We start from the raw sequence: 25,417 nt of genomic DNA on the forward strand, positions 1-25,417 counted from the left end.
CCAATATTTTTGGTTTATCGATTAAAAATGAAATAGATCCGAAAATAAAAGCATGAAAACGCGTAGTAGTTGTCATTTGGAAAAAATAGAAGTCTACGAGAAATGGAAATATTTTCAAAGGATTAAACTGAAAGGATGATACTATTTCCTGACTTCGAAGCCCAAGATCTTGTAGATATCCAAGAAATAAAAAAGAGAAGCAAATAGACCAACCTAATTCGCCCTCCAGAAAAACGGCGTAAACAAGATCAAAATCGTAAAGAGCTCCAATCTTCCCAAGAGCATCATTACTGATAAGACCACTTTTGCCGCAGGCGAAAAGAAAGCAAAATTATCCACCGGTCCCACCTGCCCGATTGCAGGCCCTACGTTTCCCAGGCAAGTAGCCACAGAACCGAGTGAAGTGGCCAAATCATAACCCAAAAGCGAGATGATCATTGACCCTATCACAAACGTGATCAAATAGATCAACAGGAAGTTCATGATGTTGTTGATGATTCTTCCTGTGACGCGCTCCCCGTTGATAATCAATGAAACAACAGCTCTTGGATGAACAATCCGCTTGAATTCAAGCCAGGAATTTTTCAAAAAGGTAACATGGCGTACAAACTTTATCCCTCCCGCAGTCGAACCCGCGGATCCACCCAAAAAGAGCAACATAAAACATACAAATACTACTCCCTCTCCATATTGGGTATAATCATCGGACACGAATCCGGTCGTCGTAACTAAGGAAACCACCTGAAATGCTGCCTTGCGAAATGCAAATTCTGCACTGATGTCGGACTGCGTGTAGATCGGCAAAAAAATGATCAGTGAAAGTGCCAACAGTGCAAAAGAGTACGCTTTGAACTCATCACTTCGTATCACTTTTTTAAACTTTCCGATTAATCCAAAATAAATCAGGGTAAAATTGGTACCAGCCAAAAACATAAAAAAGATTGCCGTGTATTGAATAAAGGCAGAATCATAGTAAGCCATTGAGGCGTTTTTGGTCGAAAAACCACCGGTGGCCATTGTAGTCAAACCATGATTGATGGCGTCATAGAAGGTCATCCCTCCAGCCCAAAAAAGTAAGGATGCAGCGATGGTCAATCCTACATAAATATACCAAAGTCGCTTCGCTGTCTCAGAAATTCTGGGGTGCACCTTATCTGAAGTCGGACCCGGGGATTCTGCTACGAAAAGCTCAATTCCACCGATTCCCAAAAGCGGAAAAATGGCAACCGTCAAAACGATAATCCCCAGGCCACCAATCCATTGAGTCATACTTCTCCAGAAAAGCAGTCCCTTGGGCATGACTTCTATATCCGTCAAAATAGAAGCTCCGGTGGTCGTCAGGCCCGAAACCGTCTCAAAAAGCGCATCAGTGATAGAGGTAACCTCCTCGGAAAGGATAAATGGAAGCATCCCAAATCCAGTCATGAAAATCCAACTTAATACCACGATCAGGTATCCTTCCCGCTTCCTGACCAACTGATCATATTTTGAAAAGGAGAAAAACGCAATCATCCCGATGAAAAGGGAGATCGCAGCCGAGATCATGATCGGATTGGAGTTTTCCTGATAAATCCAGGAAATAGCTGCGGCAGGAAGCATCAAAACCCCTATCAAAAAAAGTAGGGCGCCCATGATTTTGCCTATCGCCTTGAAATGGAGCATTCGTTATTGGAATAGTTTTTCAAGTGACAACTTAGCCTCAGGCAAGGCAAGAACTATAGCCTTGTCATTCAAATGCAATAAAAAGTCTCCGTCCGGAATAAACACTTCTTCTCCACGGATCACTCCCGCCACTATTGCAGTTTCGGGAAAGTGCAGTTCCCTCAGCGGATGTTTGGTCAGTCTGTTATTTTTATTTACGCTGTACTGAATAAACTCGGCATCTACTCCATAAATCCCCGAAACAGCCTCAACCGTGCCTTTTTTCAAATACCTGGAGATTTCATTTGCCGCAACCAGCTTTTTATTTATCAGGGAATCCACTCCGATACTGTGCGAAATGTGAATGTATTCCCGCGTGTCGACGTGCGCAATGGTTTTGTACACACCGTGATTCTTGGCTGACAAACTGGTAATGATATTGGTTTCAGAGGACTCGGTCAATGCCAAAAACGCATCCATGTGTTCCAATCCTTCCTCCACGAGCAGCTCGATATTTTTGTAATCCCCGTTGATCACCAGCGTATTTGGAAGATGCTCTGCTAGCCATTTACAGCGTTCTTTATCCTTATTGATTAGGGTCACCCGGTACTTATCCTGGAGCTTGATGGCAGTAGTCACAGCCATGTCATCACCGCCAATGATCATGATATTCTTGATCTTGACTTTCTTCTGGCCGAGTACTTCCTGAATCGTCTCGGTATTTTTCTTGTTTGAAATGAAAAAAACGTGATCATTATTACGAATAATGGTACTTCCTCTGGGAATCAGGGTTTTCTGATCGCGGACAATGGCTATGATGCGGATGTCATCATAGATTGGATTGGACTTGGTATCCATGATGCGTTGGTTTACCAAGGGGCTAAACTGATCAAGCGTAATTCCGACTATATTCAATCTCCCGCTACCAAAGTCGAATACTTCCGTGAAACTCGAATTTTCAATCATATTGAAAATCTCCCGAGAGCAAAGCATGGTAGGTGAAATCAGATTATCAATTCCTAAATTATTAAAATAAGGAATATTTTCTTCGTTGAGATAAGAGTGATTTCTAACTCGCGCCATCACCCGCTTGGCACCAAGTTGCTTAGCCAAGACCGCGGTCACGATATTGGTTTTTTCCGAGGTGGTCACAGCCAGGACCATACTTGCACGATCCACATTTGCTTGCTGTAGGATATCAAGAGAGGTCGCATCCCCTTCTATCGTCATCACATCTAGCTTGGAAGCTACATAATCCAATACATCTCGCTCGGTATCGATGAGGGTAATATCTTTATTATCAAAACTTAATCGCTCGGCCAGGTGGTAACCCATGTCTCCGGCTCCGGCAATTACAATGTGCAGCCCCATAGAAGTATTTAAGAGTAATCTGAAAGGGTGGCAAAAATAGATGCTTTCTGAATGATTTTCAGTCCTTAAGCATATTTCTTTTGCAAAATGACCCAAAAGGTATAAAAATAGGGGGTATCAAATCCAATATTATTTCAATTTTTTCCAAACCGGTCATTTGCTTAGTCTTCCAGCAATTTTTTACTCTCTTTATCAGGAAGCTCCTGAATTTCTTTCAACTTTCGCTGAATCACCCGTGTTCTCACTCCTACCAACTTATCCAACTCAGAATTCGCCTCGTGAATTTTCTGTTGGGTTTTTTCCAAAAGCTGACCAAAGGTTCCAAACTCGGTTTTGACTGCACCGAGTACCTGCCAAACCTCCGAACTCCTTTTTTGAATCGCTAGCGTCCGAAACCCCATTTGAAGCGAATTTAAAATCGCGGACAGGGTAGTAGGCCCGGTTACGATTACTTTAAAATCCTGCTGGATCTGCTGCGCCAGCCCCGGTTCGCGTAGAATTTCGGCATAGAGACTTTCCACTGGTAAAAATAGAATCGCAAAATCTGTCGTAGCAGGAGGATGAATGTATTTGGTCTGTATTTCCAAAGCAGATTTCTTCACCGCTTTGATCAATTCCTGTCTATAAAAATCGATCGCAGCTTTGTCTGCAAGTTCATAGGCATCGACCAAACGCAAATAGGATTCCTGAGGGAATTTAGAGTCCATCGGCAATAGCACCATCTCATCCTGTCCGGGCATCTTCACGGCAAACTCCACCCGATCTCGGGTGCCGTTAACCGCTGCATTCAGGATATATTGATCCGGCGCAAGCATGTTTTCCAAAAGTGCCTGTAATTGATATTCACCCAATATTCCCCGACTCTTTACATTGGTCAGCACACGCTTGAGGTCTCCCACCCCATTGGCGAGAGATTGCATTTCACCCAGGCCCTTTTGTACCGCCTGCAGCTGATTGCTGACCAGTTCGAAGGATTGCCCTAGCCTCAGTTCAAGTGTTTTTTGAAGCTTTTCGTCGACAGTTTCCCGAATTTTTTCGAGGCGCATTTCGGTGTTTTTGACGAGTTCATCCTGTCGGAGCGTCAGTTGACCGAATTTTTCACGTTGAAGCGCATTTAAGTCTTGCATAGTGGACCGGACTACTTCCCCAAAAGCCCGCAGCGACTCATTTTGCTCCTTGGAGCCTGCCCGTTGATTTTCAAAAATGAGACGAAATTGCTGGGCTAGATTTTCACTGGATTCTTTTCGGGCTTCGCCCAAAGCCTGGGCAAGTTCCTTGCTCATTCGGGCGAGCTCGGATTGAAGGAAGATTTTCTCCTGCTCATTTTTTTTTCTAAAAAAAATCAATCCAATGATAAAAATCTGAATGACAAGTACTACTAGCAAAAGAACATCAGTCGGCATAGACCATTTGTTTAGGTGTTTCAAGGTAGTTTTTTCTTACCTCCACCCCTAAAAACGATAAATATTCTGCGACAGATTCCGTCGGAATTTCTTCCATCGGTACATGACCCGCATCATCGAAAATGATCAGATTCGAACCTGCAATGGCTTTTTCCAAGGCATACCCTTGAGAAACAGGAATCCACGAATCTTTTCCTCCCCACAGAATCAAAGTAGGCATAGTCAATCGCTCAAAATCCACGGACGATTTTCTTGGAATACTTAATCGGTCCAAAGTCGCCTGTCTGTTTCCTTCCCTCAGCATCAGTTCAAAATAGCGGTCAGTGGTCGCCGATTTGATCTTGGAAGGATCACCATAGACCTCTTTCATGTTCATGGCAAAAAGAAACTTGGGCGTACACTTCAGGAAAATTTTTGAAATAACAGGATTCTTAATCAAACTAAATACCCAAGCGCCTCCGCCCCTATTCGAAGTTTGTGTCGAATCGAGTCTTCGGGTCTCCATCCTGGGTGCCCCGGAAGCGTCCACAAGATTCAGCGTCAAGACCTGATCGGGCCGGGTCGAAGCAATCTGAAGGGCGACAGCCCCACCCATTGAATTCCCCGTCAGATGGAATTTCCGTAGGTTAAGCTTTTCGGCCAAGGCAAGAACCAAGTTACTGTAATCCTCCACTGTATAACGCTTCAATTCATCAGGCCCAGTCAATCCATGACCGGGAAAATCCAAGGAAATCGTCAGAAAATACGGACTGAGCTCCTGCTGCCAGACATCCCAAGTGTGGAGCGAAGAAAAGCTTCCATGCAGTAAAAAAATAGGATCCCCTTCCCCCATAAATCGGACATGTACATTGACTCCGTCCACTTCAATAAAATGGGATTGAGGGGTTTGATATTTGTCATTTATCTCTTCCGCTGAAATATCACTGCGGTAGAGCAAAAGCAAGAAAAACACACACGTCAAAAGCAAACCAGCCAATAGCTTCCCTACCCGTTTTATCCAAATCATAGCCCGTGTTTTTCGATTAATCCAATTCACCTAACTCCAAAACCTACAAAAATTCTTTTCAATTCTCTATTTTCCGAAAAAATAAGGAATTGATCAGTAAAAACCCTTTTCGGAATCTGGGGCCAGGCCCTCTAATTGCAGCAGCATTTATCGGTCCGGGTACAGTGACGGTCTGCACCCTGGCCGGAGCAAATTTCGGATTCTCATTACTTTGGGCTTTGGTGCTCTCCATCGTGGCAACTGTTATTTTGCAGGAAATCTCAGGCAGAATCGGAATCGTCACCGGTTCTGATTTGAGCACTTTGCTGAGAAATCAAACCGGAAATCCGGTTTTTAGAGTATTCTCCATGATTTTAATCCTATTGGCGGTAGTCATGGGAAATGCTGCCTACGAATCCGGGAATATCTCCGGCGCAAACCTGGGATTGGCTTTTTATTGGGACGCACCCATCGTGGAGTTTTTTGGCCTACAACTCCAGCTCGGAAACTTCATTCTGGGAACACTTGCTTTTTTACTGCTCTGGACGGGAAGCTACAAAGCCCTGGAACGGATTCTTGTGGGTTTGGTGATTTTAATGTCTTTGGCATTTTCGATTACCGCCATCCTGACCAAACCCGACCTTTCTTCACTTTTAGCAGGGTTTATCCCAAAGTGGGAAGAAGCTGAAATCCCTACTTTAGTGGCACTGATTGGCACTACTGTGGTTCCTTATAACTTATTTCTTTATGCGGCATTGGTAAAAAAACGATGGAAAAATGAAGCAGACCTCCCCCTGATGCGAAGGGATATAGCTGTTTCGGTGATTTTTGGTGGAGTCGTCTCGATGGCCATTCTCATGGTCGGTGCTGCAAACACGAGTACCGAAATCACCTCAGCAATTGACGTTTCCAAAGGATTAGAGTCTGTATTTGGAAGTTTCGCCGGGTACATGATGGGCTTTGGTTTGTTGGCAGCCGGTCTGACTTCTTGTCTCACAGCACCGCTTGCTGCAGGATTTGTAGTGTGTGGCATTATGGATTGGGATCAGGAGATCAAGTCCAACCCCATGCGCTTGAGCATGGGAGCAATTGTTGGATTGGGGCTTTTGTTCTCTTCATTTGGGATTAAGCCTGTGCAACTGATCACCCTTGCCCAGCTCGCAAATGGAGTCCTTTTACCTGTAATCAGTGCTTGGATTATCTGGATTGCTTCGCAAAATTCCGTACTCGGCTTGCATCGAAACCGCCCCTTGGCCACCGGGATTGCAGGATGTATTTGGCTGATCACCTTGATTTTGGGGTTGAAGAGTATCGGGACAGTATTTGGCTGGTTTTAAGGTTATTCAAGCATTAAGGAAATTTAGAGGGCTGTGCTAGGGCGCTTTTCCGAAAGCAGCATTTGCGAAAAAAAAGGAATGTGTCCAGCGCCTGAAGACGCAAGACAACATAGAATATAAAACCTCAATTCCCTCAACTTCCTTAAATAGTGAGAAAGTTTTTGACTTAGAGGTCCCTCGTGCTGAAGGTATCTCCCTGCTTCAAATCTCCGGTATCAAATCCTTTTCTGAACCATTTCATCCGCTGGGCTGAGGTGCCATGAGTGAAAGAGTCAGGTACTACCCGTCCTGTGGATTGTTTCTGCAGTCTGTCATCGCCAATTGCATTGGCTGCATTCAGCGCTTCTTCCAAATCTCCTGCTTCCATCATTCCTACATTTCGCTGACTATGATGCGCCCACACCCCAGCTAGAAAATCAGCCTGAAGCTCCAACCGGACTGAATTTAGATTATATTCCTTTTCACTGACTTTTCCCCGAAGACTGTGAACTTCATCTGTGATTCCCATGATTTTTTGGATATGATGACCTACTTCATGCGCAATCACATAGGCATAAGCAAAATCACCCCCGACCCGGAGTTTGGATTCCATATCCTCAAAAAAGCTCAAGTCAATGTACAATTTCTCATCAGCAGGACAATAAAACGGGCCAGTCGCACTCGATGCTGACCCACAGGCAGATGAAACCGAACCGGTATACAGCACTAAAGTAGGTTCTCGATAATCTTGCAACAACTCATTCCAAACCACTTCGGTATCTGCTAGGATGGTAGCCGAAAATTGGGCCAATTCATCCTCTTCGGCAGTCGGAGTGTAATTGGATTCAGTGGTAAAGCCCTGACCACCCCCTGTAATTAATCCACTTAATAGATTGAGCGGATTGTATCCCATCACAATCGACCCAACTATAAAAATGCCCGCGATGATCATCCCGGTTTTGGAAAAAAGAAGTTTCAACAATGGACCTAAGAGCAATGGATTAAAACCACCTGCTCCCATTTTTGGACCACCTTGTCCCCGTCTGTCATCTACATTGGAGCTTTGTCTTCTTCCTTGCCATTTCATACTGTATAAAAGATTAGAATTAGGTTAAAATTAACCAAATTGAAAGCTGGAAAAACCATTAAAATGGATTTTCAGAAATAATTATTTAAAAAACCCAAAACCTATGACCCTCAAACTTATCGTGAGTGCACTGGCACTTCTAATTTCCGTGTCTGTAACGGCACAGGAGGCTTCTTATTTAGGAACAAAAGCCCCAAAAGGTGCAAAAGTATACCTGGATGGCACAGCCAAATCATTACATAAAAACTGGAAATACTGGGAAGGCCCACGCTTTTCGGCTGAGATGCCCATCAAATGGCCGGAAGTGACCGATCCGGTAGACGGTGGCAAAGCAATCAGCAGCAACGATCCTGCAGGAGCGGGAGGAAAATATGGTGCCGCAGATATTGTGACCAAGGATGAGTTTCGTGACTTCGAAGCCCATGTGGAGTTTTTGATCAAAAAAGAGGGTGGCAACAGCGGAGTCTATCTTCAAAACCGGTACGAAATCCAAATCTTGGATGGAGACTACGGCCTGCATGGCTTGGCCGCAGTGATCAATGAGCATCTTCCAACATCCGAAGAATACAATGGCACGGGGAATTGGAATGCCTATGACATTAAATTCCGCGCAGCGCGATTTGTAAATGGTCAGTTGACTGAAAAGGCTCGGGTTACCATCCATTTCAACGGAGTAAAAATTCACGATGATGTGGAAATCCAGCAGGTATGGGGGGGTCCAAACTCAGGAATTGATGGAGGAAATGACGGTGGAAAAGGGATTACAGATACTCCGGGAGGATTGAAGCTTCAGGCTGAAGGACACGAGGTGTTGTATCGGAATATTTGGATCAAACCGGTGAAGTGATTGGTTTTCAACGGACTGTGATCAGTGATCAATGTATTCAGACACAGTGGGCAGATTGTAAGTATGAAGTATAAAGTTTGAAAGCTGAAATGGCAGAGTTTAATCGTCTGTAGACAACTTACCCCTCACGACTTACACAATCTTCACTGCGACTGATCACTTCTTCCTAAAATCCCCCTCTAATCGTATCCGCGACCTCCGCCAATTCCTCAGCTGTAAGCTTCAATTTTGGTCGGGTAAAATTGATATCATCCATCGTCCTTAAGGGTACTAAATGAATGTGTACATGGGGAACTTCCAGTCCAATGACGGCCACACCGATGCGGGTGCACTTGATCGTTCTGTCCATGGCTTTGGCCACTTGCTGCGCAAAAAGATGAAGTCCTGCCAGCTCATTTGGCTCCATGTTGAAGATGTAGTCTACCTCTTTTTTGGGTACCACGAGTACATGGCCTTTTACCAAAGGCATGATATCCAAAAATGCGATGTGATGCTCGTCCTCGCTGATGATTTGCGCGGGAATTTCCCGATTGATGATTTTGGTGAAGATGGTTGCCATATTTTTCGCAAAAAAAATCCCGGAAAAATCCGGGACAGGTGATTAATAGGTAATATCCAGGATTTCAAACTGTAGTTCTCCTGCCGGGGCATTGATAGTAGCAATATCGCCAATGACTTTGCCAACCAAACCTCTGCCAAAAGGAGAAGCCAGGGAGATTTTCCCAGCTTTCAGGTCGGCTTCTTCTTCTGAAACCAACTTGTAGCTTACAGTCATTCCATTCTTTACGTTTTTGATTTTCACTGTGGAAAGAATTCCGACTTTGGACGTATCCATTTGTGAATTATCCAGGATTCTGGCATTTCCAACGACAGCTTCCAGTTTGGCGATTTTAAGTTCCAATAGCCCTTGCGCATCTTTGGCGGCATCGTATTCGGCGTTTTCACTCAGGTCACCTTTATCTCTCGCTTCGGCGATTTGCCTTGCAATATCCTGTCGACCTTTCCCCTTCAATTCCTGAAGTTCGTCTTTCAATTTCTTAAGTCCCTCTTCGGTGTAATATTGTACTTTTGACATAGCTTTAATTCTTTTCGAAAGGCACAAAAAACAAAGTAACGGTCACGTGGTGGAGACCGTTACTTTGCTTTTTCGCTTATTTTATGCTCAAAGATAAGAAAGGTTTCCGACAAAGCAAGTCTAAAAAATTGTTCCTGCTTTTCAAAAAGCCATATTTCATTCACTGAAGGCCTTTCGTATCTTTTTTGCCAGCACCTTGTTGATTTTCTCATAAGACTCAAAAGTCCATCCTGCGACATGCGGCGAAAAGATCACATTTTCGCGTTGAGCGAGTTTTTGAAATTCAGCTTTTTGCTCCGGAGAAAAGTGCTTAAACTTCTCATTTTCCAGCACGTCCAAAACCGCCCCACGTAAGATTCCCTGATCCAATGCGGTATTCAGCGTAGCAAAACTAATCACTTCTCCCCTTGCAGTATTGATCAGCCAAAAAGGCTTGGCAAAGCTGACCAATTCTTCCAAAGTGAAGAAATTACGGGTCTCAGCAGTGAGTGGCACATGAATGCTCAGAATATCCGCTTCGGATTTAAGTTTTTCCCAGATGACTTCCTGCACAGCATCGGATCCGAAGTCCACCTTGTATTTATCGTAGGCCAGGATTTTAACTCCAAAGCCACTCAATCGCTTGGAAAAAGCACGACCCATATTGCCAAAGCCCATGATCCCCACGGTTTTTCCCTTGAGCTCATGACCCCGGTTTCCTTCCCTATCCCAGATTCCTTTTCTTACTTCGGAGTCAGCTTTGATGAGTTGATTTAAAAGTGTCAACAAGCCTCCAACTGCATGTTCGGCGACAGCATCCCTGTTGCCTTTTGCAGCATGAAAGAGCTTGACTCCTCTCTCGACCATATAATCCAGATCGATCTGATCCAACCCCGCACCAGCCCTTCCGATAAACTTCAGGTTGACGGCCTTTTCCAGGAGCTCCCGATCCATGGGGGTTTTGGACCTGATAATCATCCCTTCAAATTCAGCTACGGTTTCCAGAATTTCGGCTCGGGTGATCTTGGGAAAATACGCTACTTGATGCCCCTGCTTGGAAAGCATTGGCACTATGCTCGGGTGCATTTCGTCAATTATCAGGATTTTCATTTTCTTATAAATTCAGCAAAGACATTGCGACCAAAAAATAGACTGCTAAACCAATTAAATCGTTGGCTGTGGTAATAAAGGGGCCTGAGGCCAAGGCGGGATTAATCCCAAATCGGTCCAAGACCAATGGGGTGAATGTTCCCATAAAGGAAGCTAGAACTACAACCGAAAAGAGGGCGATCGATACCACCATGGCAAACTTGACCTCATTTCCATAGAACAATACCACCATGCCAAATACAAAGGAAGCCAACACCAAGCCGTTGATCACAGCGACCAATAGTCCTTTCACAAATCGCCGGGAAAGGCTGTCATCAAATGCGGATTTATTAGCCAAAGACTGCACTACCAGCGTAGAGGACTGAATTCCAACGTTTCCACCTGTCGCTGTAATCAGTGGAATAAAGAATGCCAAAGCGGTAACTTTTGCCAATCCCTCCTCAAAAAAGCCGATAAACCCTGCACCAAAAAGCCCTCCGATAATGCCAATCATCAACCAGGGGAGTCTTGCTTTGGTGAGTTTATAGACGCTATCGTATTCATCGACCTGATCCGAGATACCCGACATTGCCTGAATATCCTCATCTGCCTCTTCCTGTACGACGTCCAGAATATCATCGACAGTGATCCGACCTACGAGCTTGTTTTTTGCATTGATTACCGGTACCGATTCCAAGTCATACTTTCTCATCACAGAGGCCACTTCCTCCTGATCCATATGAACCGGAACCGAAATCACATCTTCATCGTAGATGTCTTCGATTTTCGTGTCTGATCCTGCCAGGATAATTTTTTTGAGCGAAACTCGCCCCAATAAATGCTGCCTGTTGTCGACAACATAGATGGAGTAAATTTTTTCCACGTTTTCGGCCTGTCGGCGGATCTCATTGATCGTCTGAACGATATTCCAGTTTTTATTGGCACGGATAAATTCCTTGGCCATGATACCACCTGCGGTATCTTCCTCATAGCGAAGGAGTTCGAGTATTTGCTCTGATTTGACCCTATCATGAAATTCCGAAATAACTGCTTCCCGATCCTTTTCAGACAGAAGATTTAGAATATCCGCACCGTCATCAGAGTCCATGAGCTCAATCCAGGCAGCGATTTCCACGTTTTCAAACTCTTTCAAAACTTTGAAAAGCGTGACCTCATCCAACTCAATCAGAATATCAGCCGCAAGTTGCTTTTCGAGCAGGCGGAGCACATACACTGACTCCTGCATGCTCAATTCGTCAAGAATCGCTGCAATATCGGCGACGTTTACGCCTTCTAGTGACTCTCTAATGAAATCAACATCCTCTTGCTCAATCCCCAACCGGAGACTTTCCAGGTATTCCTTGGATAATTCAAACTGCTTAATTGCCTCCACGTCCTTCTTTGATTTGTTGAGTCAAAAACACAAAATCAGCCACATCCAACTGCTCCGCACGCTTATCCAAGATGGGATGAGTTTTAAACTCTTCTGTCAGCTCAAATGATTTCAGCGCGTTTCGAAGTGTTTTTCTTCGCGTACTGAAGCCTCCCTTGACCACTTTAAAGAAAAGCATTTCATCGCAATCCAGTTTTTCCACCGAGTTTCTGGTTAAGCGAATCACTCCAGAATTCACCTTTGGAGGAGGATCAAATACCGTAGGAGGCACAGTGAACAGGTACTCGATGTCATACCACGCCTGCAAAAGCACAGACAAAATCCCATAGTCCTTGTTCCCTTTGGGCGAAGCAATCCGCATCGCCACTTCTTTTTGCAGCATACAGACCACTTCAGTGACGCGATCTTTCTCTTCGAGTACTTTGAAGAAAATCTGGGAAGAAATATTGTAGGGAAAATTACCTGCTATGGAATATTTTTCCGGCAGAACACGTGACGCATCATACTTCAGATAATCTCCCTCGATGATTCGATCTCCCAACTCCGGGTACTTCTTATGCAAGTAAGCGATACTTTCTCTGTCAATCTCGATGAGGTAAAGTTCCTGGGGATTTTTCAGAAGATAATCAGTCAATACTCCCATGCCGGGACCGATTTCAAGGACTTTATTTACTCCATCATGGCCCCTGACTGCCTTTGCTATACGCTCAGCGATGCTCAAGTCAGTCAGAAAATGCTGTCCAAGATGCTTTTTAGGTTTGACTTTTTCCATCCTTAGGCTGAGATAAATTTTTATAACTTGCAGGCCTAAAAATAAGGGAATATTCCTAAAGGTTCGGGAAATTTGTCCCCGTCTACTCATCCATCAGACTATAAAATGAACGTCAGAAAACAAAAACCCATCATAGGTATCAGCATCGGAGACATCAATGGTATCGGAGTTGAAGTCACATTGAAGGCATTGTCCGACAATCGGGTTTACCAGTCTTTCACTCCGGTGATCTATGGCCATGGGAAAGTGATTACTTTCTACCGAAAGCTGATGAGTTTGGAGGATTTCAATTTTACCCAGATTCGTACCTTGGATGAAATCCAGCATCGAAAAGTAAACGTGATCAACGTCATGGAAGAATCTCCTGAGGTGATCCCGGGAATAGAAACCATTGAGGCTTCGAAAATGGCATTGGAGGCTCTCAAGGCTGCTGTTGCTGACTTGAGAGATGGAAAAATCCAGGCTTTAGTCACCGCCCCTTTAAATAAAAGTAACATCAATTCTGAAGATTTTCATTTTATAGGACATACTGAGTTTATCACAGAGTCAGTTGGTGCCAAAGATAGCTTGATGATGATGGTAGACGATCAATTCCGAGTGGCCATGGTTACAGGACACCTTCCGCTTGCCAAGGTGCCTGAGAGCATCACCAAGGATAAAATCATTAAAAAATCCACTATTTTTCTTAAGAGTTTGGAAGAGGATTTTGGGATAAACAAACCAAAAATTGCTGTACTTGGATTAAATCCTCATGCCGGTGAGGATGGTCTATTGGGTGAAGAGGAGGAAAAAATCATCAAACCTGCAATCAAAGAACTTAAGGATCAAAACAAATACATTTTTGGACCTTATCCAGCAGACGGCTTTTTTGGAATGATGCATCAACAAAAGTTTGACGGAGTACTTGCCATGTACCACGATCAGGGACTGATCCCATTCAAGTCAATCGCATTCAGTTCAGGGGTCAATTTCACGGCAGGATTACCTGTAATCCGCACTTCGCCGGACCATGGCACAGCGTATAATATTGCCGGTAAAAATCTGGCGGATGAAGGCTCTATGCGGGCGGCCTTACTGCTTGCTTCAGATATTTTCCAGTTGCATGAAGGAGAGGAAGCAGCGGGTTAACCTGCTTTTACAAAGAAAAATTGGTAGTAACCAAATATAATTTCAGGTTCTGTTTTAGCTATTTTAAAATAATACCTACATTTGCGGACTTAAATCGGGAGGACAAATCGTGAAATTCTGGAAAACCTTTGATATTGAAGTAATTAAGTTCAAAGAAGGAATACACGAGATTGATTTCGAAATTGGCAATTCATTTTTCCAAAATTTCGAAGACAATGAGATCGTCGAAAAAGGCAACTTGGCTGTACGGGTCATTTTGGATAAAGGTGCAAATTTGATTGAAGTCGGTTTCCATATCAAGGGAAGTGTTCAATTAACCTGCGACCGTAGCTTAGAAATATTCGATTATCCCTTGGATTTTTCCGAAAAGATGATCTATAAATTTGGTTCTGAAGAAAAGGAAATAGATGAGGAGGTCTTCATGATCACCAGAGATACTCCGGTAATCAATGTAGCACAACTGATCTATGAGTTTATCTTACTTGCACTTCCACTCAAAAAAATTCATCCGGACCACCGAAATGAATTGGATGATGAAGAATTGGAAGTAGCGGGCGGCTATGTCTACATCGACGATGAATTAGGCCCAGAGGAAGAAAGTCCTGAGAGCGGAGAAGAAATCAAGCCCATCGATCCACGATGGGAACAATTAATGAAACTGAAAAAGAAAGAATAATCATAAACCACACATAAAATGGCACATCCTAAACGAAAAATTTCCAAAACCAGAAGAGATAAAAGAAGAACTCATTATAAACTGGAAGCTCCCGGAATGGCAAAATGTCAAACTACAGGTGAAATGCACCTACCACACAGAGCATTTTGGCTTGATGGCAAATTGTACTACAAAGGACAAGTAATCATCGAGAAAGAAGTAAGAGCATAATTTCAGCCACGAAAAAAAATGAAAATCCATTCCAAAAAAGGAGTGGATTTTTTTTGTATAAAACTCAAAACTACTGAATTGCAGCAACTTGAATAGCTCGGTACTCGGAGGTTTTGGTGGACAAGGGTCATTATGCTATTTTTGACCTTTCTCTGGATTCCCCCTGGAAAAACTACAACCCAGCTTGAGGTTTTTATCTAGTTAAACACCTCTTTCAAACTTACAAGAATGGATAAAATCAGAGCCAAAGTCACCGGGATCCAAGGATATGTTCCGGAATACCGATTGACCAATGCAGAACTTGAAAAGCTCGTGGAGACCAATGATGAATGGATCACCTCGCGCACCGGAATTAAGGAGAGAAGAATCCTTAAGGGCGAAAATCAGGGAACCTCTGTCATGGCTGTAGAAGCTGTCAAGAGACTGCTTGAAAAAACAAACACCGATCCGCTTGAAATCGAAATGATCGTTTGCGCGACCGTGACGCCTGATCTTCCCTTCCCGGCTACAGCAAACATTATCGCTGATAAGGTTGGAGCCAAAAAAAGCTTCAGTTTCGATGTAGCGGCCGCTTGCTCTGGATTTTTATACGCCCTTCAGGTAGGAGCTCAGTTTATCCAGTCAGGCACTCATAAAAAAGTAATCGTGGTAGGTGCCGATAAAATGTCTTCGATCGTAGATTATCAGGATCGGACTACTTGCATTCTTTTTGGGGACGGTGCCGGTGCAGTCCTGTTGGAGGCAACGACCGAGGAAGAAGGAATCATGGATGCAATTCTTAAATCAGATGGATCAGGCGAACCCTACCTTCATATGAAAGCAGGTGGAAGCAGACGTCCTGCCACTCTGGAAACTGTGGCTGCCCGCGAGCATTTCGCGTATCAGGAAGGTGCCTCAGTCTTTAAATTTGCAGTTACCAACATGGCAGATGTCAGTGCTGAGGTAATGGAACGAAATGGCCTGAAAGGTGAAGATGTAGCTTGGTTGGTTCCCCACCAAGCAAATAAGCGAATCATCGACGCAACAGCCAACCGTATGGGTATCGGATCCGAAAAAGTCATGATGAACATCGAACGCTATGGAAATACTACCGCAGCAACTATTCCGCTTTGCCTTTGGGAGTATGAAAGCCAATTAAACAAAGGGGATAACCTCATCTTGGCAGCTTTTGGAGGAGGTTTTACCTGGGGTGCCATTTATTTGAAGTGGGCCTATGATCCTAAAAAATAAACCAAAAAATTCAACAAATAAATTATGGCAAGTACTGCAGATTTTAAGAATGGCCTTTGTCTGGAAATGAACAATGACATCTATTCTATCGTCGAATTCCAGCACGTAAAACCAGGAAAAGGAGCAGCCTTCGTCCGAACAAAATTAAAAAGTCTCCGCTCCGGCAAGACTTTGGATAAAACTTTCAACGCCGGCGAGAAAGTAACCACCGCCAGGGTAGAAAAACGCCCGTTTCAATTCCTCTATGCAGATGACATGGGTTACAACTTCATGAACATCGAAACTTTCGAGCAGATTTCATTGGAAGAACGACTGATCGAACGACCGAAGCTGCTGAAAGATGGACAAATCGTAGACATACTCATCCATGATGAAACGGAAACTCCACTTTCTGTTGAGTTGCCTCCGTTCGTTGAATTGATGATAACTTATACCGAGCCGGGTGTGAAAGGTGACACTGCAACCAATGCGCTAAAACCCGCAATTCTCGAAACCGGTGCCACTGTTATGGTTCCTCTTTTTGTGGAGCAGGATATCATGATCAGGGTCGACACCCGGGATGGGTCCTATTCGGAAAGAGTAAAATAACTTGTTTTTGGCTGTGTGATTTCCTTAAATTACACAGGTTTATTGTTTTTAAACCCACAAAAAAGTGTCTTATGACATTTAATCTAACTAAAACTCTATGAAAGCTAAAGAGATCCAGGAATTGATCGATTACATCTCCAATTCCGGCCTGGCAGAGGTCAAAATCAAAACAGAGGAATTCGAACTTTCCATAAAAAAATATGCGGAATCTGCCCAGTTTGTCCAGGCACCCGCTGCAGCTCCGGCACCAAATCCGGTAGCCGCTGCACCTGCTCCGGTCGCTACTCCTGCACCAGCACCTGCCGCTGCTCCATCCAATCTGATCGAAATCAAATCTCCGATGATTGGTACATTCTACCTTTCGCCCAACCCTGAATCGGATCCTTTTGCCACGGAAGGAGCTACCATAAAAGCCGGACAGACCGTTTGTATCATTGAAGCGATGAAATTATTCAATGAAATTGAATCTGAGGTTTCAGGCAAAATTGTGAAAATTCTCGTTTCCAACGCCAGCCCTGTAGAATACGATCAGCCTTTGTTCTTAGTAGATCCGGCCGGTTGATTTTTTCACTTAATCTCAATAAGACTGTGTTTAAAAAGATATTAATAGCAAATCGTGGAGAGATCGCGCTCCGAATCATCCGTACCTGTAAAGAGATGGGGATCAATACGGTGGCCGTATATTCCACTGCAGACAAGGACAGCTTGCATGTTCGCTTTGCGGACGAAGCGGTATGCATCGGACCTGCACCTAGCAGAGAATCTTACCTGAATATCCCAAGAATCATAGCTGCGGCTGAAATCACCAATGCAGATGCGATTCACCCGGGGTATGGCTTCCTTTCCGAAAACGCGGAGTTTTCAAGGATTTGTGAAGAGTACGGCATCAAATTCATCGGCGCTTCTCCGGATATGATTGCCAAAATGGGAGATAAAGCTACTGCCAAAGCTACCATGAAAGCTGCCGGTATTCCGACCATCCCTGGGTCAGAAGGACTGATCGATACCGTCGAACAAGGTCTGAAACTGGCCAATGAAATGGGGTACCCGATTATCCTCAAAGCCACCGCAGGTGGTGGAGGAAAAGGTATGCGTATCGTCCGAGAAGACAAAGACTTCAAAAAAGCTTGGGATGATGCTAAAATGGAATCAGGTGCGGCCTTTGGTAACGATGGCCTCTATTTGGAAAAATATGTAGAAGAACCTCGACACATCGAAATCCAAATCATCGGTGACAAAACCGGTAAAGCTTGCCACCTATCCGAGCGCGATTGCTCTATCCAGCGAAGGCACCAAAAACTAGTGGAAGAAACCCCTTCTCCGTTTATCACGGATGAACTTCGTGAGGCAATGGGGAAAGCTGCCATTAAAGGTGCTGAGGCCATTAGCTACGAAGGAGCAGGTACAATCGAATTCTTGGTCGACAAAGACCGCAACTTCTATTTCATGGAGATGAACACCCGTATTCAGGTGGAGCATCCGATCACCGAAGAAGTCACTGACTTTGACCTGATCAAGGAACAAATTAAAGTAGCAGCTGGAGATACAATCTCAGGAAGAAACTACTATCCCAAGCTGTTTGCGATGGAGTGTAGAATCAATGCCGAAGATGTCGCACACAATTTCAGACCAAGCCCGGGGAAAATTCTGAACCTACACATCCCGGGAGGTAGAGGTGTGAGAGTAGATTCGCACGTGTATGCAGGATATGTTATTCCACCAAACTACGATTCCATGATTGCAAAGCTTATCGTCAGCGGTCAATCCCGAGAGGAAGTGATTGTCCGGATGAAGCGCGCCTTGGAAGAGTTCGTAATTGACGGGATCAAAACCACGATACCTTTTCACATTGCCTTGTTGGAAGACGAGCAATTTAAGGCTGGAAATTTCACCACGAAGTTTCTCGAAACCTTTGATTTCTCCGTGGTTAGATATTAAGAGCAAAAGTCAAAAAATCAAAAGCCATTCGAAAGAGTGGCTTTTTTAATTTAATGAGATGGGATTTAAGGCAAGACTTATTATCAAAATCCCCATAGCCAATCCCAATGAACAGACTAAAACAATCGGTACAGTAGCGGCCGCACTCACTCTTTGCACCCATAATTTTTCTATATCAGAAACAGATAATTCAATATTTTTGATGTTCTCAGCTTGCCTCAGAACATGGTTTATAGATTTTCCAATCAATTTCCCCTCATTGACACCTTCATAGAATAAAAGATACTTTTTCCCATCAATCGTTCTCAATATTAATCGATTACCTACTACAAGTTTATTTAACGAACTAACATCAAAATCCCTAGCTCTTATTTTTTTTGAAACTTTGGATTTGAGTTTTTCGACATCAAGATATACTTTGCAGCAACTCAGCAAAAAGAGTAGGACCAAAAGGCCTGGAACGACAATTTTCAGCTTCTCCATCATCTAATTTTTTCGAATCTAGGTACTGCCCTGCATCTTGATCAGCTAATACCTAGAAGGATAAAATTGGGAACTATTGCGTTTTCAGTCTTAATTCTTTTGCAAAAATTACTCATTCAATCTCCTGATAATCAAAATTAATTGAGCTTTGGGGATTATTAGGCGTAAATTTCAACTTGGTAAGTTTTTCTTTTTTTAACACAAAGGCAGGATACCTTTTTTAAATTTTTTCCATAACTTAAGATTTCCAATCCCCATTTGTAAAATGACTTATTTCAAATTTTCAGGTTTTGTGGCTGGACTTTTCTTGACCATTCTTTTTTGGAATTGTAATGGAAAAGAAGAGGCTTCTATTGATTTGGATGATTCGGATCAGATCAGCTACAACTTCCACATCCGACCCATCCTTTCCGACAAGTGTTTTACCTGTCATGGCCCGGATGCCAATAAACGTGAGGCAGACTTACGCTTGGATACCGAAGCGGGAGCCTATGCCGCATTGAAAGAAAGTCCGGGAAAATTTGCTTTGGTATCCGGCAATCTTGAAAAATCCGAAGTTTTCCACCGCATCACTTCTACCGATCCCGGTGAAATGATGCCTCCGCCGGAGTCCAATCTTTCGCTCAGTGAAGAAGAGATCACGTTGATTAAGCGTTGGATCGAACAAGGTGCCAAATACGAGCCGCACTGGGCATTTTTGAAAGTAAAAAAACCGGAAGTCCCTAAAGTCGATTGGGGAAACAATGAAATCGATGCATTTACCTTCCGAAAAATGCAGACCAAAAAATTGGAACCCAATCCCGAAGCCAAACCCCACGAACTCATCAAGCGGGCAAGTTTGGATTTGACCGGCCTCCCCCCTTCTCCTGCTATTTTGGATAAATACGCAGATTTTTCAGGAGAGAATACCTATGAGAAGCTGCTGGATGAATTGCTTCATCAACCCGCTTTTGGAGAAAAATTAGCCGTTCTTTGGCTGGATATTTCCCGCTACGCAGACAGCTACGGCTATCAGGACGATGAATTCAGATCCCAATGGCCCTACCGCGATTGGGTAATCCATGCATTTAACCAAAATCTTCCTTACGATCAATTTCTCACTTGGCAACTTGCCGGAGACCTCCTTCCAAATGCCACCAAGGAACAGATTTTAGCTACGGCTTTCAACCGAAACCACAAATACACCGAAGAGGGTGGTATCATCGAGGAAGAGTATCGCATCGAATACGTCCTGGACAAAACCAACACCTTCAGCAAGGGGATTTTGGGCATTACCATGGAGTGTGCGCAATGCCATGATCATAAATACGACCCTTTTTCCCAAAAAGAATACTACGAGCTATTTGCCTTTTTCAACAACTCCAAGGAAAAAGGATTTGAAGGCGACATCAGCCAAACCAAGCCTGCAAAAACGCCCATTCTCTGGATCGAACGAGACGACTTAGACGGTATCCTGCACTTCATCAACCATCCGGACACGACCAAGTTGATGGTATCTGTGATGGGCGAAAACGAAGAAAAACGCACGACCTATATTCTTGATCGGGGACTTTATGACGCACCTACCGTCCCTGTGGATGCCTCTACTCCGGCATCAATTTTTGAATTTCCCGAAAACCTGGAAAAAAATCGGCTAGGCCTGGCCCAATGGACTACCAGCAGCGATAATCCACTCACTTCCCGGGTGTTTGTAAACTTAATCTGGCAGGAAATTTTCGGAAAGGGAATCGTCAAATCAGCCGGAGACTTTGGAATGCAGGGAGACCTACCGACCCATCCCGAACTACTGGATTGGCTGGCTGCTGATTTCATGGAAAACGGCTGGGACATCAAGCGACTGATCAAGCAAATCATGCTTTCGGCTACTTATCGCCAATCTGCCGTGATATCAAAAGTTCACCTGACAATCGATCCCGATAATCTTTACCTGGCACGAGCTCCCCGACTGCGACTGCCTGCTGAACATATCCAGGACCTGGTTTTGGCCAGTAGCGGACTCCTCCACGGAGAAATCGGCGGACCGAGTGTCAAACCCTATCAGCCTTCCGGACTTTGGGAAGCGGCCACTTCAGGTCGTGGTACATTAGCCACCTACATTCAGGATACCGGCAATAAGCTCTATCGCAGAGGGATCTACAATTTCATTAAGCTCACCGTACCTCCTCCCAAAGCCATTATTTTCGACTCCAGTAACCGAGACCGATGCGAAATCGGCCGAAACCGGACCAATACCCCACTTCAGGCGCTAGTTATGATGAACGATCCGATGGTGCTGGAAGCTGCACGGGTTTTGGCTACCAAACTTTCGGAAAGTATTCTTGATGAAGAAAAGGCGATCGAAGAAGCTTTCAAGCGGATTGTTTGTCGGGAAATGAAATCAAAGGAAAAGGATCTCCTCATCGACTTTTATGAAAGCCAACTGGATGAATTCAAAAATAATCCTGAGAAAGCAAAACAAGCCCTTGATGTGGGTGAATACCCCATGAATGAAAAGGCGATCACACCTCAAAATGCTGCACTGATGCAGGTGATCATGACCTTGTATAATCTGGAAGAAACAATAACCAAAAGTTGAGATGGAAAAAGAAATATTAGAGCAGGGACTAAATCAAAACAGACGGAAGTTTCTCTCGAGGCTAAGCTTGGGCATTGGAAGTGTGGCTTTGGGATCACTTTTAATCCCGGATTTATTCAAAGGAAAGCAGGAGGCCGAAGACGGTTTGATGCGGGCGCTTCCTCATTTTGCCCCAAAGGCCAAGCGGATCATTTACCTGTTCCAAAACGGTGCCCCTTCTCAATTGGAAACTTTTGATTACAAACCGCTTTTGAACAAAAACTTCGGACAGGAATTACCCGAATCCATACGGATGGGTCAGCGCTTGACCGGTATGACCGCTGGGCAAAGTTCCTTTCCCCTGGTGGGTTCTTATTTCGGATTTAATCAATACGGAGAAAGTCGGGCGTGGATCTCCTCGCTTTTCCCCCATATCGCCAGCGTAGTGGATGATCTTTTGATCGTCAAATCCATGCATACCGAAGCGATCAATCACGATCCTGCATTGACTTTTTTCCAAACGGGCGCTCAGGTAGGCAACCGACCAAGTATGGGTTCTTGGCTAAGCTATGGCTTGGGAAGTGAAAATGCCAACCTTCCTGCTTTCTGCGTGCTGTTGAGTCGTGGAAAAGGCAATGGTCAGGGCGTCTATTCCAAACTTTGGAGTAATGGATTTCTGGACGCAACACATCAGGGGGTGCAGTTTTCCAACTCCGAGGACCCGGTGCTCTACCTCTCCGATCCCGACGGCATGAGCCGGGATCAGCGTCGAAAAATGATCGATCAGATCGCTGCCCTGAATGAACTGAACTCTCAGGAATTCAATGATCCACAGATTACAGCTAAGGTGCAACAGTACGAAATGGCGTACCGAATGCAGACGGCAGTTCCTGAAATCACCGATACTTCCAAAGAACCGGACAGCATAATCAAACTCTATGGCCCGGACTGTCTGGTTCCCGGCACCTATGCTGCCAATTGCCTTTTGGCAAGGAAGCTTTCTGAAAACGGCGTGCGGTTCGTCCAACTTTACCATCAGGGCTGGGATGCACATGACAACCTGCCCAATCAGATGATCGGACAGGCCAAAGATGTGGATCAAGCCACCGCCGGTTTGATTACTGATCTCAAACAGCGGGGACTTTTGGACGAGACTTTAATTATCTGGGGAGGAGAATTTGGTCGAACCAACTATTGTCAGGGTAAGATTCAGCCTGAAAATTATGGCCGGGATCATCATCCGAGGGCATTTTCCATTTTCATGGCCGGTGGCGGCGTGAAGTCCGGAATGGTCTACGGGGAGACCGACGACTTTGGATACAACATCACCGAAAACCCCGTTCACGTCCATGATTTCCAGGCCACGGTCATGCACTTGATGGGAATTGACCACGAGAAACTCACCTATAAACATCTCGGTCGAAGGTATCGCCTCACCGATGTGCATGGCAAAGTAGTAAAAGACCTGATCGCTTAATTCCCTTTTATGCCCAAAGTATCCCGGATTATTCCGATTCTTGAAAACCTGCTTTTCTTCTGGCTGGGATTGGCCTTGGTGCTGAGTTTGGCAGGAGACCGACTGTCAATTCCGCCGATACTTCAGGTCTTGGGTCGAGCGCATCCATTGATTTTACATTTTCCTATTGTGCTGTTGCTGATGGCGGTCGGCTTACTATGGGTTTCAGATGAAAGGTTAAAAAGAGCCGGAGCTCAGATTTTACTGGTTGGCGGGAATTTGACAGGGATTACCGTTGTGGCGGGATTGATTTTGGCAAGTGAAGAGTATGAAGGCGACGCGCTGGTTTGGCATCAGTGGCTTGGCGTGGCTTCCCTTTTACTTTCGGTTCTGATTTACTTTTTCAGGGAAAAGTCCGGCAAGTTTGTCCGAATTTCTACCGGAACCTTAGCCTTGGCAATCATCCTAACCGGTCATTTCGGTGCAAATCTGACTCACGGGGAAGATTTTCTGTTGGCACCAATTCAGTCCAAGGAAGTTGACTTAGTCACCTTGGAAGAGGCGGAGGTTTTTCAGCATTTGGTTCAGCCCATTTTGGAGGCCAAGTGCATCGCCTGTCACAAGGAAGGCAAAGTCAAAGGGGAACTTCGGATGGATCAGTTGGCAGGTTTGCAGAAAGGCGGAAAAAACGGGCCTTTTGTAGTTCCGGGGGATCTGGAAAAATCCCTTTTGATTCGGCGGATCAACCTGCCAAAAGAGGAAAAAGAGCACATGCCTCCCAAAAACAAAACACAACTGACCGACGAGGAAATAGAGATTCTGGAAGCTTGGGTGGCTGCGGGGGCTTCTTTTGACCAAAAAGTAACTGAGCTAAAAGCAGAAGAACCACTTTTTCAACTTGCATCCAACAAGTTCACCGCACAAAAATCCTATTCGTTTGATCCTGCCTCAGAATCAACTATTAAGGATCTAAACAACTTCTTTCGAAAAGTAAACACGGTATTCCCCGGTTCGCCGGCTTTGGAGGTAGCCTATTACGGGAGTTCAACTTTTGATCCATCTTCGCTCAAAGAGCTAAAGAAAGTACGGGAACAAGTGGTCAAAATCAATCTCAATCGCATGCCTTTGGCTGATGTGGACTTGGGAATTCTCGGAGATTTTTCGAATCTGGAGGAACTTCAACTGAATACTACAGGCATTACACCAACTCAGTTATCCAGCCTGGAAAAGCTTCAAAACTTAAGAAATCTCGCCCTTTCGGGAAACCAATTCGATTCAGAAGTGATAGGAGCCTTGGGTAAACTGAAGCAGGTGCAGCGACTATTTCTATGGAATTCGGGATTGAATGAAGCGGAAAAAGAAGAACTCAAAAAAGCCCTGCCAGGTACGATGATCGATTTTGGATTTGATGGGAAAGGCGTGATCTATGCGCTCAATCCTCCTAAAATCGAATTTGAAACGGTACTCTTTCAGGATTCCATGGAGTTGATCCTTTCCCACCCGATTCGTACTGCCGAGATTCGATATACGTTGGATGGAAGTGAACCGGACAGCTTGGCAAGTCCCATTTACTCAAACCCTATTTGGCTCAAAAAAACTGCTCAAATCCGTACCAAAGCATTTGCAAAGGATTGGATTGGTAGTCAGACCGCAAATGCTTTACTTTTCAAAAAAGGAATCAACCCTAAATCCTATAAGTTGGCTTTCGAACCCCATACCCGCTATTCGGCAAAAGGAGCAACTTCTTTATTTGACGGAATCAAAGGAAAAACTAACCACACCTCCGGAGACTGGTTGGGATTCACCGACAATCCTCTTGAAATTGAGCTATTTCTAGAACCGGATTCCAAAGCCCAAACCCTTGACCTAAGCTTTCTTTTCAATGAAAGTGCTTACATTTTTCCTCCGGAAAGCGTTGAAATATGGACAGGGAATCAATCAGGATGGCAAAAAATGCCTGAAACTCCCAGCCTGACTGCTACTAAACTTGAGGAAGTCCGATTTGGAGTATTGAGTTACCAGCTTCCCGACACCGATTTTGAAAAACTCAAAATCCGACTCAAACCGATTTCCAAACTTCCCGCCTGGCATCCGGGTGCAGGAGCCAAAGGATGGGTGTTTGTAGATGAAATCATCATAAATTGATTCATATGATTATAATTTTTTTCAACGGCCATCTAGCCTGTCCCGATCTTT

General features: G+C 44.4%; 23 protein-coding genes. 12 read left to right on the forward strand and 11 right to left on the reverse strand.

The genetic code is table 11. The annotated features are described in order from the left end of the window. Window positions 1–213 precede the first annotated feature (213 nt). From C4S61_RS14170 to C4S61_RS14185, 4 genes are all read right to left on the reverse strand, one after another. The gene (locus C4S61_RS14170; RefSeq protein ID WP_103925471.1) at window positions 214–1,662 is read right to left on the reverse strand and encodes a TrkH family potassium uptake protein; all 1,449 of its coding nucleotides are present in this window, start codon (window positions 1,660–1,662) and stop codon (window positions 214–216) included. Between the two features lie 3 nt (window positions 1,663–1,665). Continuing rightward, on the reverse strand, window positions 1,666–3,012 hold the full coding sequence (gene trkA / locus C4S61_RS14175) for a Trk system potassium transporter TrkA (RefSeq protein ID WP_103925472.1): 1,347 nt from the start codon (window positions 3,010–3,012) through the stop codon (window positions 1,666–1,668). A gap of 161 nt (window positions 3,013–3,173) precedes the next feature. Next, window positions 3,174–4,415 carry a DNA recombination protein RmuC gene (locus tag C4S61_RS14180; RefSeq protein WP_103925473.1) on the reverse strand — a complete coding sequence of 414 codons (1,242 nt, stop codon included), beginning with the start codon at window positions 4,413–4,415 and terminating at the stop codon, window positions 3,174–3,176. After that, entirely contained in the window at window positions 4,405–5,421 is a 1,017-nt protein-coding gene (locus tag C4S61_RS14185) for an alpha/beta fold hydrolase (RefSeq protein ID WP_103925474.1), read from the reverse strand. Before C4S61_RS14185 ends, C4S61_RS14180 begins: the two co-directional genes overlap by 11 nt. Before the next feature lie 89 nt (window positions 5,422–5,510). Here C4S61_RS14185 and C4S61_RS14190 point away from each other — a divergent pair, with 89 nt between their 5' ends. Next, window positions 5,511–6,737: an Nramp family divalent metal transporter gene (locus tag C4S61_RS14190; RefSeq protein WP_235009999.1), complete on the forward strand. Its 1,227-nt coding sequence runs from the start codon at window positions 5,511–5,513 to the stop codon at window positions 6,735–6,737. 166 nt (window positions 6,738–6,903) lie between these two features. Here C4S61_RS14190 and ypfJ read toward each other — a convergent pair whose 3' ends face one another. Further along, window positions 6,904–7,803, reverse strand: a complete 900-nt coding sequence (gene ypfJ / locus C4S61_RS14195) for a KPN_02809 family neutral zinc metallopeptidase (RefSeq protein ID WP_103925475.1) — start codon at window positions 7,801–7,803, stop codon at window positions 6,904–6,906. 103 nt (window positions 7,804–7,906) lie between these two features. Here ypfJ and C4S61_RS14200 point away from each other — a divergent pair, with 103 nt between their 5' ends. Continuing rightward, window positions 7,907–8,650 carry a 3-keto-disaccharide hydrolase gene (locus tag C4S61_RS14200; RefSeq protein WP_103925476.1) on the forward strand — a complete coding sequence of 248 codons (744 nt, stop codon included), beginning with the start codon at window positions 7,907–7,909 and terminating at the stop codon, window positions 8,648–8,650. 166 nt (window positions 8,651–8,816) lie between these two features. On the opposite strand, the gene C4S61_RS14205 is transcribed toward C4S61_RS14200, so the two are convergent. The 5 genes from C4S61_RS14205 to rsmA form a co-directional block, all read right to left on the reverse strand. Beyond that, on the reverse strand, window positions 8,817–9,209 hold the full coding sequence (locus C4S61_RS14205) for an HIT family protein (RefSeq protein ID WP_103925477.1): 393 nt from the start codon (window positions 9,207–9,209) through the stop codon (window positions 8,817–8,819). 42 nt (window positions 9,210–9,251) lie between these two features. Continuing rightward, complete coding sequence (gene greA, locus C4S61_RS14210; RefSeq protein ID WP_103925478.1) at window positions 9,252–9,725, reverse strand: transcription elongation factor GreA; 474 nt, start codon at window positions 9,723–9,725, stop codon at window positions 9,252–9,254. Window positions 9,726–9,881: 156 nt separating this feature from the next. After that, on the reverse strand, window positions 9,882–10,814 hold the full coding sequence (locus tag C4S61_RS14215) for a 2-hydroxyacid dehydrogenase (protein ID WP_103925479.1): 933 nt from the start codon (window positions 10,812–10,814) through the stop codon (window positions 9,882–9,884). Window positions 10,815–10,818: 4 nt separating this feature from the next. Then, complete coding sequence (mgtE, locus tag C4S61_RS14220; protein WP_103925480.1) at window positions 10,819–12,186, reverse strand: magnesium transporter; 1,368 nt, start codon at window positions 12,184–12,186, stop codon at window positions 10,819–10,821. Next, window positions 12,173–12,958: a 16S rRNA (adenine(1518)-N(6)/adenine(1519)-N(6))-dimethyltransferase RsmA gene (gene rsmA, locus C4S61_RS14225; protein WP_103925481.1), complete on the reverse strand. Its 786-nt coding sequence runs from the start codon at window positions 12,956–12,958 to the stop codon at window positions 12,173–12,175. Before rsmA ends, mgtE begins: the two co-directional genes overlap by 14 nt. Before the next feature lie 105 nt (window positions 12,959–13,063). Between rsmA and pdxA the strand changes: the two genes are divergently transcribed. From pdxA to accC, 7 genes are all read left to right on the forward strand, one after another. Continuing rightward, window positions 13,064–14,086 carry a 4-hydroxythreonine-4-phosphate dehydrogenase PdxA gene (pdxA, locus tag C4S61_RS14230; protein WP_103925482.1) on the forward strand — a complete coding sequence of 341 codons (1,023 nt, stop codon included), beginning with the start codon at window positions 13,064–13,066 and terminating at the stop codon, window positions 14,084–14,086. Between the two features lie 109 nt (window positions 14,087–14,195). Next, the gene (locus C4S61_RS14235; RefSeq protein WP_103925483.1) at window positions 14,196–14,762 is read left to right on the forward strand and encodes a YceD family protein; all 567 of its coding nucleotides are present in this window, start codon (window positions 14,196–14,198) and stop codon (window positions 14,760–14,762) included. Window positions 14,763–14,780: 18 nt separating this feature from the next. Further along, window positions 14,781–14,972 (forward strand): 50S ribosomal protein L32, encoded by a 192-nt coding sequence (gene rpmF, locus C4S61_RS14240; RefSeq protein ID WP_103925484.1) that lies wholly within the window; start codon window positions 14,781–14,783, stop codon window positions 14,970–14,972. 228 nt (window positions 14,973–15,200) lie between these two features. Then, entirely contained in the window at window positions 15,201–16,202 is a 1,002-nt protein-coding gene (locus tag C4S61_RS14245) for a beta-ketoacyl-ACP synthase III (RefSeq protein WP_103925485.1), read from the forward strand. A gap of 24 nt (window positions 16,203–16,226) precedes the next feature. Further along, window positions 16,227–16,790 carry an elongation factor P gene (gene efp / locus C4S61_RS14250; protein ID WP_103925486.1) on the forward strand — a complete coding sequence of 188 codons (564 nt, stop codon included), beginning with the start codon at window positions 16,227–16,229 and terminating at the stop codon, window positions 16,788–16,790. A gap of 97 nt (window positions 16,791–16,887) precedes the next feature. After that, window positions 16,888–17,352, forward strand: a complete 465-nt coding sequence (gene accB / locus C4S61_RS14255) for an acetyl-CoA carboxylase biotin carboxyl carrier protein (RefSeq protein WP_103925487.1) — start codon at window positions 16,888–16,890, stop codon at window positions 17,350–17,352. 26 nt (window positions 17,353–17,378) lie between these two features. Continuing rightward, a complete protein-coding gene (gene accC, locus C4S61_RS14260) occupies window positions 17,379–18,728 on the forward strand; it encodes an acetyl-CoA carboxylase biotin carboxylase subunit (RefSeq protein ID WP_103925488.1) in 1,350 nt (449 codons plus the stop codon). Between the two features lie 45 nt (window positions 18,729–18,773). On the opposite strand, the gene C4S61_RS14265 is transcribed toward accC, so the two are convergent. Next, window positions 18,774–19,214, reverse strand: a complete 441-nt coding sequence (locus tag C4S61_RS14265; RefSeq protein WP_146064412.1) for a hypothetical protein — start codon at window positions 19,212–19,214, stop codon at window positions 18,774–18,776. Between the two features lie 262 nt (window positions 19,215–19,476). Here C4S61_RS14265 and C4S61_RS14270 point away from each other — a divergent pair, with 262 nt between their 5' ends. From C4S61_RS14270 to C4S61_RS14280, 3 genes are read left to right on the forward strand one after another with little or no spacing between them, the layout of a single operon-like run. After that, window positions 19,477–21,786, forward strand: a complete 2,310-nt coding sequence (locus C4S61_RS14270; RefSeq protein WP_103925490.1) for a PSD1 and planctomycete cytochrome C domain-containing protein — start codon at window positions 19,477–19,479, stop codon at window positions 21,784–21,786. A gap of 1 nt (window position 21,787) precedes the next feature. Next, the gene (locus tag C4S61_RS14275; protein ID WP_103925491.1) at window positions 21,788–23,242 is read left to right on the forward strand and encodes a DUF1501 domain-containing protein; all 1,455 of its coding nucleotides are present in this window, start codon (window positions 21,788–21,790) and stop codon (window positions 23,240–23,242) included. A 9-nt stretch (window positions 23,243–23,251) separates the two neighbouring features. Further along, window positions 23,252–25,366, forward strand: coding sequence for a c-type cytochrome domain-containing protein (locus C4S61_RS14280; protein WP_103925492.1), 2,115 nt, complete (start codon window positions 23,252–23,254; stop codon window positions 25,364–25,366). Window positions 25,367–25,417 lie beyond the last annotated feature (51 nt).

Source organism: Algoriphagus boritolerans DSM 17298 = JCM 18970 (genome assembly GCF_900108085.1).
In the GTDB taxonomy this organism is placed as follows: Bacteria; Bacteroidota; Bacteroidia; order Cytophagales; family Cyclobacteriaceae; genus Algoriphagus; species Algoriphagus boritolerans.